The sequence below is a fragment of the Luteimonas sp. A482 genome, assembly GCF_054072655.1.
On the sequence record NZ_JBSVRO010000001.1, the window covers coordinates 869,668 to 882,321 of the forward strand.

The 12,654-nt window shown below is 69.7% G+C and carries 12 protein-coding genes; 11 read left to right on the top strand and 1 reads right to left on the bottom strand.

Annotated elements, in window-relative coordinates:
* Window positions 1–40: 40 nt before the first annotated feature.
* The 9 genes from fabG to ACW5DW_RS03910 all read left to right on the top strand — a co-directional run bounded on the left by fabG (window position 41) and on the right by ACW5DW_RS03910 (window position 8,468).
* Entirely contained in the window at window positions 41–784 is a 744-nt protein-coding gene (gene fabG, locus ACW5DW_RS03870; RefSeq protein WP_457017451.1) for a 3-oxoacyl-ACP reductase FabG, read from the top strand.
* 192 nt (window positions 785–976) lie between these two features.
* Window positions 977–1,216: an acyl carrier protein gene (acpP, locus tag ACW5DW_RS03875; RefSeq protein ID WP_457017452.1), complete on the top strand. Its 240-nt coding sequence runs from the start codon at window positions 977–979 to the stop codon at window positions 1,214–1,216.
* Between the two features lie 170 nt (window positions 1,217–1,386).
* Complete coding sequence (fabF, locus tag ACW5DW_RS03880; RefSeq protein ID WP_457017453.1) at window positions 1,387–2,625, top strand: beta-ketoacyl-ACP synthase II; 1,239 nt, start codon at window positions 1,387–1,389, stop codon at window positions 2,623–2,625.
* 370 nt (window positions 2,626–2,995) lie between these two features.
* Window positions 2,996–4,387, top strand: a complete 1,392-nt coding sequence (locus ACW5DW_RS03885) for an aminodeoxychorismate synthase component I (RefSeq protein WP_457017454.1) — start codon at window positions 2,996–2,998, stop codon at window positions 4,385–4,387.
* Window positions 4,388–4,425: 38 nt separating this feature from the next.
* On the top strand, window positions 4,426–5,478 hold the full coding sequence (gene mltG / locus ACW5DW_RS03890) for an endolytic transglycosylase MltG (protein WP_457017455.1): 1,053 nt from the start codon (window positions 4,426–4,428) through the stop codon (window positions 5,476–5,478).
* Complete coding sequence (gene tmk, locus ACW5DW_RS03895) at window positions 5,478–6,116, top strand: dTMP kinase (protein WP_457017456.1); 639 nt, start codon at window positions 5,478–5,480, stop codon at window positions 6,114–6,116. Before mltG ends, tmk begins: the two co-directional genes overlap by 1 nt.
* Entirely contained in the window at window positions 6,113–7,063 is a 951-nt protein-coding gene (locus tag ACW5DW_RS03900) for a DNA polymerase III subunit delta' (protein WP_457017457.1), read from the top strand. Before tmk ends, ACW5DW_RS03900 begins: the two co-directional genes overlap by 4 nt.
* On the top strand, window positions 7,060–7,419 hold the full coding sequence (locus ACW5DW_RS03905) for a PilZ domain-containing protein (protein WP_457017458.1): 360 nt from the start codon (window positions 7,060–7,062) through the stop codon (window positions 7,417–7,419). Before ACW5DW_RS03900 ends, ACW5DW_RS03905 begins: the two co-directional genes overlap by 4 nt.
* A 20-nt stretch (window positions 7,420–7,439) precedes the next feature.
* A complete protein-coding gene (locus ACW5DW_RS03910) occupies window positions 7,440–8,468 on the top strand; it encodes a DUF4380 domain-containing protein (RefSeq protein ID WP_457017459.1) in 1,029 nt (342 codons plus the stop codon).
* A 245-nt stretch (window positions 8,469–8,713) separates the two neighbouring features.
* Here the strand turns inward: ACW5DW_RS03910 and ACW5DW_RS03915 are convergent, their stop codons facing one another.
* Complete coding sequence (locus tag ACW5DW_RS03915) at window positions 8,714–10,798, bottom strand: 3-hydroxyacyl-CoA dehydrogenase NAD-binding domain-containing protein (RefSeq protein WP_457017460.1); 2,085 nt, start codon at window positions 10,796–10,798, stop codon at window positions 8,714–8,716.
* Between the two features lie 215 nt (window positions 10,799–11,013).
* Between ACW5DW_RS03915 and rpoE the strand changes: the two genes are divergently transcribed.
* Together rpoE and ACW5DW_RS03925 are read left to right on the top strand one after the other, a co-directional pair.
* Window positions 11,014–11,628 (top strand): RNA polymerase sigma factor RpoE, encoded by a 615-nt coding sequence (gene rpoE / locus ACW5DW_RS03920; protein WP_457017461.1) that lies wholly within the window; start codon window positions 11,014–11,016, stop codon window positions 11,626–11,628.
* A complete protein-coding gene (locus ACW5DW_RS03925; RefSeq protein ID WP_457017462.1) occupies window positions 11,625–12,605 on the top strand; it encodes a sigma-E factor negative regulatory protein in 981 nt (326 codons plus the stop codon). Before rpoE ends, ACW5DW_RS03925 begins: the two co-directional genes overlap by 4 nt.
* The last annotated feature ends 49 nt before the right edge of the window (window positions 12,606–12,654 follow it).

The following is a 12,654-nucleotide window of genomic DNA, read 5'->3' on the forward strand; positions in this document are numbered from 1 at the left end:
CCGCGGCAGAATGCTCCAGTTTGAGACAGGCAGGAACAAGATGACCCAGGAACTCAAAGGCGAAATAGCGCTGGTGACCGGCGCCAGCCGCGGCATCGGTGCCGCGATCGCCGACACGCTGGCCGCGCAGGGCGCGACCGTGATCGGTACCGCGACCTCGGAGCCGGGTGCCAAGGCGATCGGCGATCGGCTCTCCGCGCACGGCGGCCATGGCCGCGTGCTGGATGTGTCCGTGCCGGGCCAGGTCGAGGCGCTGATCGATACCATCGGCAAGGAGATCGGCCCGCTGTCGATCCTGGTCAACAATGCCGGCATCACCCGCGACGGCCTGCTGATGCGCATGGGCGACGAGGACTGGCAGGCGATCCTGGATACCAACCTCACCAGTGTCTACCGGTCCTCCAAGGCCGCGATGCGCGGCATGATGAAGGCGCGCAAGGGCCGCATCATCAACATCGCCTCGGTGGTCGGCGTCACCGGCAATGCCGGCCAGACCAACTACGCCGCGGCCAAGGCTGGCGTCATCGCCTTCAGCAAGTCGCTGGCCAAGGAGATCGGTTCGCGCGGCGTGACCGTGAACGTGGTCGCGCCGGGTTTCATCGAGACCGACATGACCGCCGCGCTTCCCGAGGAAGTAAAGAAGGGCCTGGTGAGCCAGATCGCGCTCGCGCGCCTGGGCCAGGCCTCCGACATCGCCAATGCGGTGGCCTTCCTCGCCGCCCCCGGCGCCGGCTACATCACCGGTGAAACCATCCACGTCAACGGCGGCATGTACATGCCCTGATGCACCCTGTCTTCCGGGGAGCACCGCGGCCCGCCGCGATGCTTTCCTAAGTTGCCGTTTTCAAAGGGAATGCGGGGCCGGATGTCGCGGCCTGCCTGCCCGCACCGGGGCCGCGCAGCGGCAACGCGCTATCCTCGCCCCGGATCAGACCTTACACTTGTCAACGTAACAGCCTCCGCGGAGCTACAACCAATGAGCAGCATCGAAGAACGCGTCAAGAAGATCGTGGTCGAACAACTGGGCGTCAAGGACGAGGAGGTCAGCGCAAGCGCGTCCTTCGTCGACGACCTCGGCGCGGATTCGCTGGACACCGTCGAACTGGTAATGGCGCTCGAAGAAGAGTTCGAGTGCGAAATCCCCGACGAGGAAGCCGAGAAGATCACCTCGGTGCAGCAGGCGATCGACTACATCAAGACCCACGTCAAGGCGTGATGTCGGGCCGGCGCGCCTGGCCTGTCGGCCGGGCGTCGTCGCGCCAGGCGATACCGTCGACCCTTCAGGTCGATCTGTAACAACCCGGGGCCGCATTGCGGCCTCGTGCGTTTTGCATCGCGCCATCGAAACGGCGCATGCCCACGAATGCATCGAAGAGAGAGCTGCCCATGTCCAAGCGCCGCGTCGCCATCACCGGAATCGGCATCCTGTCGCCGCTCGGCAACGACCTGGCCTCGAGCTGGGACGGCGTCGTCAACGGTCGCTCCGGGATTGGCCCGATCACCCATTTCGATGCTTCCGCATTCGCCACGCGCATCTCCGGCTCGGTCAAGGGCTTCGATCCGGCGCAGTGGATCCCGGCGAAGGACGTCAAGAAGATGGACCCCTTCGTGCACTACGGCGTGGCGGCGGCCCTGATGTCGATCGCCGATGCGGGGCTCGAGATCCGCGACGCGGACGCCGATCGCATCGGCGTGGCCATCGGTGCCGGCATCGGCGGCCTCAAGGGCATCGAAGAGACCGCGATCAAGTACCACGAGGGCGGTCCGCGCAAGATCTCGCCGTTCTACGTGCCCAGCACGATCATCAACATGGTCGCGGGCCAGGTGTCGATCATGACCGGTGCGCGCGGCCCCAACATCGCCGTGGTCACGGCGTGCACCACGGCCACGCACAACATCGGCCTGGCCGCGCGCATGATCCAGTACGGCGACGCCGACGCGATGATCGCCGGCGGCTCCGAGTTCGCGACCACGCCGACCTCGCTGGGCGGGTTTTGCGCGATGAAGGCGCTGTCCACGCGCAACGACGATCCGGAGCGTGCGTCGCGTCCCTGGGACGCGGGCCGCGACGGCTTCGTGATGGGCGATGGCGCGGGCATCCTGGTGCTCGAGGAATACGAGCGGGCGAAGGCGCGCGGCGCGCACATCTACGCTGAACTCGCAGGCTTCGGCATGAGTGGCGATGCGCACCACATGACCGCGCCCAGCGAGAGTGGCGAGGGTGGCGCGCGCTGCATGGTGGCGGCGTTGCGCGATGCGGGCATCGATCCGTCCGAGGTCGGCTACATCAACGCGCATGGCACCTCCACGCCGCAGGGCGACCTGGCCGAGACCATGGGCATCAAGTCGGTGTTCGGTGCGCACGCATCGAAGCTGATGGTCAGCTCGACCAAGTCGATGACCGGCCACCTGCTCGGCGCGGCCGGCGGGGTGGAAGCGGTGTTCTCGGCGATGGCGCTGAAGACGGGTGTGGTGCCGCCGACGATCAATCTCGACAACCCGTCCGAAGGCTGCGATCTCGACTACGTGCCGCATACCGCGCGCGAGGCGAAGATCGACATCGCGCTGTCCAATTCGTTTGGATTCGGCGGGACGAACGGGACATTGATCTTCAGGCGGGTTTGAGGATCTGTTCTATGCAGCTACGGAAGGATGTTGCGGCTCAGCGATTGCGTAGAGCGAGCGCCTTCGGAAACAGCGCCCTGCCGGCCGGGGATTGCTCCTCGGCTCGGTCAGCCATCCATCGCTGACTCGCCGCCGCAGGCCATCCATGGCCTGCTCTCCGCAATCCCCAGCCGGCACGGCGCCGGGATATTCGTTGACGTCGCTTGAAGCAGGCGGCTTGAGCGTCTATCTCGCCAAGAGCTCGGTGCTTCATCAGGTCTGGATAGCCATCATTTTCGGGAGTTTGCAGAAACTCTTTGTGCAGTGAAGATTGGCTGCGCTTGGGATGGCAGCATTCCAGCCTCCAGACGACTACTCAAAGCGAGTCCACGTGCTGATCAGCAGGCCGCTACCGCCCGACACCGACCTGCTGGCGCTGCACCGCCTCGATCCGGGCCGCTATCGGCTGCTGCTGCAGTCGGTCGCGCACGGGACGGCGCAGGCGCGCTGGGACCTGCTGCTTGCAACCGATGGCGGCTCGCTGACGCTGGGCAACGACGGCGTCACGCGCGACGGGTCCGGTGTCGCGATGGCCGGCACCTTCCTCGATGCGCTCGATGACGCGTGGCGCGCCGCGCGCCTGCCGCGCGAGGAGTCGCGCTGGCCGTTCCGCGGTGGCTGGGCGTTGCTGCTGGGCTATGAGCTGGCGCGGCAGGTCGAGCCGGTGCTGCGATTGCCGGACGCGGCGGGCAGCCTGCCGGTCGCACAGGCGCTGCGCTGCCCGGCTGCCATCCTGCGCGACCACGCCAGCGGTGAATGTGTCGCGGTTGCCGAGGCCGACCAGGACGCGATGCTCGATGTGATCGAAGCCGACCTTGCCGCGGCTGCCACGCTGCCGGCCCTGCCTGCGTGGCAGGCGCCTGCGCAGGTGCGGGAGGACGCGCCGGCGCGCTTCACCGCTGGTGTGGTGCGCATCCTCGACTATCTGGCCGCGGGCGACGTGTTCCAGGTGAACCTGTCGCGCGGCTGGCGCGCGGATTTCGCGCAGGCGCTGGATCCGGCGCGGCTCTACGCGCGCATGCGCCAGGCCAATCCCGCGCCGTTCGCGGGCCTGTACGCAGGCGATGGCTGGGCGGTGGCCAGCGCCTCTCCCGAGCGGCTGGTGTCGATCCGCGGCGAGGTGGTGGAAACGCGGCCGATCGCCGGCACCCGTCCGCGCCTGGCCGGCGATGACGATGCCGAGCGCGTGCGCGAGCTGATCGGACATCCCAAGGAACGCGCCGAGCACGTGATGCTGGTCGACCTGGAGCGCAACGACCTCGGCCGCGTCTGCGTGCCCGGCAGCGTCGAGGTGGACGAGCTGATGACGATCGAAAGCTACGCCCACGTGCACCACATCGTCAGCAACGTGCGCGGTCGGCTGCGCGCCGATGCCAGCCCGGGCGACGTGATCGCGGCGACGTTCCCCGGCGGCACCATCACCGGCTGCCCCAAGGTGCGCTGCATGCAGGTCATCGCCGAACTGGAAGGTCGCGGGCGCGGCGCCTACACCGGCGCGATGGGCTGGCTCAACCGCGACGGCGACCTCGACCTCAACATCCTCATCCGCAGCGCCGAGGTCGAAGGGGCGCGGGTGCGCTTTCGCACCGGCGGCGGCATCGTGGCCGATTCGGATCCTCCGCGGGAACTCGACGAGACCCGCGCCAAGGCCCGCGGCATGCTGCAGGCGCTGGCGGCCGACGCCGACGCCGACGCCGACGCCGACGGCGCCACGGTATCCTAGGCCGATGATCCGGAATTTCCCCTCGATGGAGCAGGCGCATGGCCAAGGCTCCTAGGCGCTGGCGCGGCCTGCGGCTGCTGTTCGTGCTGTCGGCCCTGGTGGCCGGTGCCGCCGCGTTCTTCCTGTCTGAGCGCTACACCGGTTTCGCCGATGCGCCGCTCTCTGGGATCGAGGCGGGCGACACGCTGCGGGTCGAGCGCGGCGATTCGTTCCGGCGCGTGCTGTCGCGGCTGCGCGAGGCCGGCGTGCGCGACGGCCATGACCTGGAGTGGCAGGCGCTGGCGCGCCAGCTTGGTGCCGACGCGCGCGTGCAGGTCGGCGAGTACGCGCTGGAGCCGGGCATGACGCCGCGCACGCTGCTGCAGCACATGCGCAATGGCCGCGTGGTCAGCTATCGCTTCACCATCGTCGAAGGCTGGAACATGCGCGAGCTGCGCGCTGCGCTGGCCAGGGCCACGCCGCTGCTGCAGACCATCGGTGAACTGGACGACGCCGCGTTGATGGACACGCTGGGCCGCGCCGGCGTGCACCCGGAAGGCCGATTCCTGCCCGAAACCTATGCCTACACCCGCGGCGACAGCGACCTGGATGTGCTGCGCCGCGCCAACCAGTCGCTCGAACGTGCGCTGCAGGCCGCGTGGGAGGCGCGCGCACCGGATCTGCCGCTGGACGACGCGGAGCAGGCGCTGGTGCTGGCCTCGATCATCGAGAAGGAAACCGGCATCGCCGAGGAACGCGCGCGCATCGGCGGCGTGTTCGTGCGCCGCATGAACAGCGGCATGCGCCTGCAGACCGATCCGACCGTGATCTACGGCATGGGCAGCCGCTATGCGGGCAACATCCGCCGCGCCGACCTGCTCGCCGACACGCCCTACAACACCTACACCCGCGATGGCCTGCCGCCGACGCCGATCGCCATGGCCGGCGTGGCTGCCATCCGTGCGGCGACGCAGCCGGCCGCTGGCGACGAACTGTATTTCGTGGCCGTCGGCGACGGCAGTGGCCGCCACGTGTTTTCGCGCACGCTGGACGAGCACAACGCCGCGGTGCGCGAATACGTGCAGCGCTACCGCGCACAGTTCGGGCCGTGATGGCGCTGCGTTCGCATGCGCGCTTCATTTCGCTCGAAGGCGGCGAAGGCGCGGGCAAGACCACCGTGCTCGATGCGCTGCGCGAAGCGCTGCGCGAAAGCGGGCAGGAGGTGGTGTGCAGCCGCGAGCCGGGCGGTACGCCGCTGGCGGAAATGATCCGCGGCCTGCTGCTCGATCCGGCACACGAGCCGCCCGCGGCCGACACCGAACTGCTGCTGATGTTCGCCGCCCGTGCCCAGCACGTGCGCGAGACGATCGCGCCCGCGCTCGAACGCGGCGCCTGGGTGCTGTGCGACCGCTTCACCGATTCCAGCTACGCCTACCAGGGCGGGGGCCGTGGCCTGGACGCCGGCTGGATCGCGGAGCTGGAGCGGCGCGTGGTCGGGCTGCAGCCGGGATTGACCCTGCTGCTGGACGTCGATGTCGGTCGGGGGCGCGAGCGCACGCGCGGCCGCGATCTCGCGCCCGATCGCATCGAGTCCGAACGCGATGAATTCTTCGAGCGCGTGCGCGCGGTCTACCGCGCGCGCGCCGCTGCCGAGCCACAGCGCTTCCGCGTGATCGATGCCTCGCAGCCGGCGGCCGACGTGGCCAGCGAGGCGGTGCGCCTGTTGCGTGAATGGATGGCGCGCGCATGACTGCGCCGCTGGCCCCCTGGCAGCAGCGTGCGTTCGACCATGCGGCGCGCACGCTGTCCGAAGGCCGCCTCGGCCACGCGCTGCTGATCTGCGGCCCGGCGCGACTGGGCAAGCGCGCGGTGGCCGCGCGCCTGGCCGCGCACCTGCTGGGCGCGCACGAACCGCGTGCCGCGCATCTGATCGAGGCGGGAACGCATCCGGATTTCCACGTGGTCACGCTGCTGCCCAACCGCGAAGGCACGAAGCTGCGCACCGAGATCGTGATCGAGCAGATCCGCGAACTGTCGGAAAAGCTGTCGCTGACGCCGCAGTACGGCAGCGCGCAGGTGGCGATCGTCGATCCCGCCGACGCGCTCAACGCTTCGGCCGCCAATGCGCTGCTCAAGACCCTGGAAGAACCGCAGCCCGGCCGCTACCTGTGGCTGCTCGCCTCCAGTCCCTCGCGCCTGCCGGCGACGATCCGCAGCCGCTGCCAGCGCCTGGAGTTCGGTCTGCCGCCGCGCGATGAAGCACTGGCCTGGCTGCAGGCACAGGGTCATGCCGCCAAGGTTGCCGGTGAGGCGCTGGACGCCGCGCGCGGCCATCCGGGCCTGACCGATGCCTGGCTGCGCGATGGTGGCATGCAGCTGCGCCACGAAGTGGCTGCGGACCTGGACAAGCTTGCGCGCGGCGAGCTGGCGCCGGTCGAGGCCGCGCAACGCTGGACCGGCGACGAACATGCCGTCCTGCGCCTGCGCCTCGCCGCCGACCTGGCGCTGGCCGAGGCCTCGGGCTTGACCGATCCAGCGCGAATCCGGAAGCTGGCGCAGTGGTTCGACGCGGCCAACCGCACGCGCGACCTGTTGCGCACCACGGTGCGCGCAGACCTCGCAGTCGCGGAGCTGCTGCTGTCCTGGCGAGGCACGGATGTGCCAGGCCCGGCATCCGCCAACAAGAGGTATCGATGAATACGACCGCGGGCGGCGCGCGGCAGGGAATCCTGTCGCTGGCACTGAAGGACAAGGCGCAGCTCTACAGCGCCTACATGCCTTATCTGAAACACGGCGGCATCTTCGTGCCCACCGCGCGGCGCTACTTCCTCGGCGACGAGGTGTTCCTGCTGCTCACCCTGCCCGAATCCAACGAGCGCCTGCCGGTGGCCGGCAAGGTGGTGTGGGCCACCCCGACCGGCGCGCAGGGCGCGCGCACCGCGGGCGTCGGCGTGCAGTTCGCCGACACCCCGGAAGGCGAGACTGTGAAGGGCCGGATCGAAACCCTGCTCGCGGGCACGCTGTCCGCGGAAAAGCCGACGCATACGATGTGACGGGCGCGATCGCGTCGCGCATGTGGCAAGGCGCTGCAGCGCTGTTGCTCGCGGCGTCGCTGGCACTGCCGGCGATCGCGACCGAGCACATCCGGCTGGATGATGGCCAGCTGCAGGTCGAGGTGGCGCCCGCGGTCGGCGGGCGGATCGTGCACCTCTCGTTGCCCGGCCGCGGCAATGTGCTCAAGGTCGGTCCAGCGCTGGCGACCGTGCCCGCGCCAGAACCCTCCGCCGACGGCCCGGACCTGCCTTATTTCGGACACGAGCTCTGGCTCGGCCCGCAGTCGCGCTGGTGGCTCGACCAGGACGTGAACCAGACCCGGCGCGCGGCCGCGGCGCCGTGGCCGCCGGATCCCTGGCTCGCGCATGCGCGCAACCGCATCGTCGAGCGCGACGCGCACGCGCTGGTGCTCGAAGGCGTGACAAGTCCGGTGAGTGGCCTGCGGGCGACACAATCGTTCCGCCTCTCCGGCGGCACTCCGGCGACACTGGAACTCTCCGCTGAGGCGGTGAACCGCCGTGACCGGGACGTGCGCCGCAACCTGTGGTTCAACACCCGCCTGCCGGCGGGCAGCCGCGTGTTCGCGCCCGTGGCCAGGCCCGAAGATGCGCGCCTGCGGGCGGATGCGGACGCGGTGTTCGACGGCCCCGTCGCCTGGTGGCGGGACGGCCTGTACTCGCTGCAGCTCGAGCCGCCATCGGCCGGGAAGGGCGGTCGCCGCGGCAAGATCTTCATCGCCCCGTCGGCCGGCTGGGTTGCCGGCTTCAACGCCGGGCAACTGCTGGTGATCCAGTTCGAGCGCCAGGACGGCGCGCTGATCGATCCCGAACACGGCCAGCTCGAGCTGTATCAGCAGTGGCACCACGACGATCCGCAGGCGGGGATCCTTGAGCTCGAGGTCCACGCTCCGCTGCGCACGCTGGCGCCGGGCGAGTCGATGCAGGCGCGCGAACGCTGGACGGTGTTCGCCTACGAGGGACCGGACACGCTGGACGCGCAGCGCGCCGCGCTGGAAGAAGCGCTGCGCGGCCTCGGCCTGGATCGCTGAAGGGCGACTTGCGCGCCTCCCGAACGCGTGCGAACCCGGGCAACTGATTCGCGTCGCGGTCCAGGGCTGGCCGGATCGCGCCCGTTCCGGGATTTCTCCCTGCGGTCGAAATGACAGGGTCGGGGCGCACGCCGTGCGCCCCGATTACCGTTCGTCCTGCTGACGCCCCGGCCTCAGCGCAGCAGTGCATCAACGCAGCAGTACATCAACGCAGCAGCGCATCCGCGCATCAACGCATCAGCGCATCAGGACGCCAGGCTGCCCGTCTCCGCGCCGTCGCGCAGCGCGGGGTTGTCCCAGCCCGCGCGCGGCGCGAAACGATCGCCGTATCGCGCCTGCAGCACCTGCAGCCGCGCGAGCAGCACGTCGACGCCGACTTCGCGGATGGTCTGGATCGGGCCGCCGCGGAAGGGCGCGTAACCGGTGCCGAAGATCACGCCGGCATCGAGCAGGTCGGCATCCTCGACCACGCCCTCGTGCAGGGCGGCCACGGCCTCGTTGAGCAGAGGCAGGATCAGTCGATCCTCCAGGTCCTCCGGCACGCGGTATTCCTTCGGCACCTCCGGCTTCTTCGGCTTGCCGTTCTCCCAGGCGTAGATGCCCTGGCCGTCCTTCTTGCCGCGTTTGCCGGCTTCCGGTGGCTGCGACAGCGCCGGCGGGATCGCCAGGCCAAGGAAGGGAGCCAGTTCCTGGCCGACGCCGTAGGCCACGTCCAGGCCCACGGTGTCGATCAGCTCGATCGGCCCCATCGGCATGCCGTACTTGACCGCCGCCTTGTCGATCACCGATGCCGGGATGCCTTCGGCATACGCGGTGGCGGCCTCGAGCATGTACGGGAACAGCAGCCGGTTGACCAGGAAGCCCGGCGTGCCCGCCACCGGCACCGGCAGTTTGTCGATCGCCTTGCAGAACGCGGCCAGGCGCTGCTCGGTCTGCGCCGACATCGCGTCGTGGCGCACGATCTCCACCAGCGGCATCGACGCCACCGGGTTGAAGTAGTGCAGGCCGGCGAACTGCGCCGGACGCGCGATATGCCCGCGCAGCTCGTCCAGCGGGATCGACGAGGTGTTGGTGGTCAGCAGCGCATCGGGCTTCAGGCGCGGCTCGACGCCTGCATACAGTTCACGCTTGGCATCGGCGCGCTCGATGATCGCCTCGATCACCAGGTCGGCCTGCGCGAGGCCGCTGCCTTCGAGGTCGGATTTGAGCCGCGCCGCGACCGCCGGACGCTTCGCCTCGTCCTTGACCCGCTTCGCGAACAGCGCCTGCGCGCGCGTCATCGCACCGTCGATGAACTTCTGCTCGCGGTCCTGCAGCGTGACCTCGAAACCCTTGTACGCCGACCACGCGGCGATGTCGCCGCCCATCACGCCGGCGCCGACCACGTGCACGTGCGTGATGCCGTGCGGATCCTTGCCGCCCAGGCCCTTGAGCCGCTCCATCAGGAAGAACACGCGGGTCAGGTTGCGCGCGGTCGGGGTGCCGGCCAGCTTCACCACCGACTTCTGCTCGGCCTTGAGCAGGGCCTGGATGCCGCCACCGCTGCGCCGCCAGGTTTCGATCAGCGCGTAGGGCGCCGGATAGTGTTCCTTGCGCGCCTTGCGCGCGACCTGCTTGACCAGCATCGGCGCCAGCAGCTGGCGCACTGGCCAGGTGTTGGTGAACCAGCCGAGGAAGCGCTGCTTGAAGGGGCGCTCGCGGCCGCCCAGCGCGAGCTTCGCGGCCTCGTCGAGCAGCAGCGCGGGTTCGACCACCTTGTCGACCACGCCCATGGCCTTCGCGGACGCGGCCGACAGGTTGCGGCCGGTCAGCATCACGTCCATCGCCGCTGGCGCGCCAATCAGTCGCGGCAGGCGCACGCTGCCGCCCCAGCCCGGGTAGATGCCCAGCTTCACTTCGGGCAAACCGATGCGCGTGGACGGGTCGCTGCTGGCGATGCGGTAATCGCAGGCCAGCGCGATCTCGGTGCCGCCGCCCATGCAGAAGCCGTGGATGGCCGCGACCGTGGTGCAGGGCAATTCGGCCAGGCGCTGGAACACCTGTTGGCCGCGCCGGATCGAATCGCCGATCGTGCCCTTGCGGTCGAACTCGGCGAACTCGCGGATGTCGGCGCCGGCGATGAAGCCCTTGTCCTTGGCCGAGCGCAGCACCAGGCCCTTCGGCGGCTCCAGCGCCACGCGCTCGAGCAGGCCTTCGAGTTCCAGCAGAACGTCCTGGGCGAAGGTGTTGACCGACTCGTCGGCGCGGTCGAACGACAGCACCAGCACGTCGTCCGGGCGCAGTTCGACCTGCCAGTGGCTGAAGCGCAATCCATCGAGGCCAGCGATCATGCGGGACCATCCGTTAGGGTATGGGAACCCCTTATGATCCAGAGGGTGTTGCGCCGCAGTCAAATCGGATGTCTTGGCAAAGCCGCAGGCGGCCTGTGGCGCGGCTTGCGGCGGACGGCTGGCGCCCCCAGATCCGTCCGATGCGGGAACTTCCCGCCCCAGCGCAGGTCACAGCGCCCGGCCCCGGCCGGCCAACCCAGGAGTGACCAAGGCCGATGGCCGAGATCGACACCCAGACACTCGACCTCGAACTGGTCAAGCGCGTGCAGCGCGGCGACAGCGCCGCGTTCGACCTGCTGGTGCGCAAGTACCAGCATCGCATCGCAGGGCTGATCGGGCGCTATGTGCACGACTGGAGCGAAGTCCAGGACGTCGCCCAGGACACGTTCATCCGCGCCTACCGCGCGATCGGCAACTTCCGCGGCGACGCACAGTTCTATACCTGGCTGCACCGGATCGCGGTGAACACCGCCAAGAACCACCTGGTGGCCGGCAACCGCCGCCCGCCGGGCGCCGATATCGACATCGAGGACGCCGAACAGTTCGATTCCGGCATCCGCCTGCGCGACAGCGACACGCCCGAACGCGAACTGATGCGCCACCAGCTGGAACAAACCGTGATCCGCGCGGTCGAAGCATTGCCCGAGGAGCTGAGGCTGGCGATCACGCTGCGTGAGGTCGACGGTTTGAGCTACGAGGAAATCGCCCAGCGCATGGATTGCCCGATCGGCACGGTGCGCTCGCGCATCTTCCGTGCGCGCGAAGCGATCGACCAGGAGATGAAACCCTTGTTGGACAGCGACAACAGATCGGAGCGTGCTGCACGATGACTTCCGTCCACGACAACGAAACCCTGCAGATCGTCCCTGACCCGGACAAGCTGTACGTCTACCACCGGCAGCAGCTGTCGGCGATGCTCGACGGCGAGCTGTCGCCCGACGAGGCGAAGTTCATGCTGCGCCGGCTGCAGCACGACGGCGAGCTCGCCACCTGCTGGGAGCGCTGGCAGGTCTGCGGCGACATGCTGCGTGGCCAGCGCAACGACCTGCTTCCGGCCGACTTCGCGCACCGCGTCGCGGTCGCGGTGGGTGCTGGCGGCGCGGGCGTGGAGACGGTCGAGCCGCGTCGCGCGACGCGACCACGCCTTGCACGCTGGGGCGGCGGCGCGGCGGTGGCCGCTTCGGTCGCGCTGATGGCGGTGTTTGCCACCCGGCAGCTTCCCGAGGCGGGCCTTGTGCCCGTTGCCGAGCCTGCGCCGATGGTGGCGGCGGTCGCCCCGCCCCCGCTGCAGGAACCGGGAGCAGCGGCGTCCGCCTCCATGAACGACGATGTGTCCGCCGCGATTGCCGACGCAGCCGATCCGGCGCCGGCAATGCCGCGCGCGCAACCCGACGCGACCGTCGCGGTGGCGGCGATGGCTGTGGCTGCGGCCGTCGAGACGCCGCGCCGCGCCGCGCAGCGGCGGCGTGCGGCGCGTGCGCAGCCAGCGTCGGTCGAAGTCGCGCGCGCGTCCGTGCCCGCAGCGATCGACGACCCGACGCCGCCGATGTCCCTCGCCAGCGAGGACATCGCGCCCGCCATCGTGTTTCCCATGCCGCAGGCCGCGCGCCGGCCCTGGCCGCGCGCGCTGCTGGCGCCGCAAGGCGCGTTCACCGTGGCCAACGGCAGCCTGCTGCCGCGCGAGCCGCAGTTCGAACCGCTGTTGCCGCGCGAGTCGCAGTTCGACCCCGTGCTGCCGGGTGGTCGCGTCGCGCCATGGCTGGCACCGACGCCGTCCGAGCCGCAGGCGGACGCCACCCAACCCTGAGGTCGCTGCGGCCCTGCCGCGTCGCGCTCCGGTCACCATCTTCCCCACG

Coding starts and splice junctions, on each gene's coding strand:
- fabG (WP_457017451.1), top strand. CDS start 41: ATGACCCAGGAACTCAAAGGCGAAATAGCGCTGGTGACCGGCGCCAGC.
- ACW5DW_RS03905 (WP_457017458.1), top strand. CDS start 7,060: ATGAATACGACCGCGGGCGGCGCGCGGCAGGGAATCCTGTCGCTGGCA.
- ACW5DW_RS03900 (WP_457017457.1), top strand. CDS start 6,113: ATGACTGCGCCGCTGGCCCCCTGGCAGCAGCGTGCGTTCGACCATGCG.
- ACW5DW_RS03910 (WP_457017459.1), top strand. CDS start 7,440: ATGTGGCAAGGCGCTGCAGCGCTGTTGCTCGCGGCGTCGCTGGCACTG.
- ACW5DW_RS03915 (WP_457017460.1), bottom strand. CDS start 10,798: ATGATCGCTGGCCTCGATGGATTGCGCTTCAGCCACTGGCAGGTCGAA.
- fabF (WP_457017453.1), top strand. CDS start 1,387: ATGTCCAAGCGCCGCGTCGCCATCACCGGAATCGGCATCCTGTCGCCG.
- rpoE (WP_457017461.1), top strand. CDS start 11,014: ATGGCCGAGATCGACACCCAGACACTCGACCTCGAACTGGTCAAGCGC.
- acpP (WP_457017452.1), top strand. CDS start 977: ATGAGCAGCATCGAAGAACGCGTCAAGAAGATCGTGGTCGAACAACTG.
- mltG (WP_457017455.1), top strand. CDS start 4,426: ATGGCCAAGGCTCCTAGGCGCTGGCGCGGCCTGCGGCTGCTGTTCGTG.
- ACW5DW_RS03925 (WP_457017462.1), top strand. CDS start 11,625: ATGACTTCCGTCCACGACAACGAAACCCTGCAGATCGTCCCTGACCCG.
- tmk (WP_457017456.1), top strand. CDS start 5,478: ATGGCGCTGCGTTCGCATGCGCGCTTCATTTCGCTCGAAGGCGGCGAA.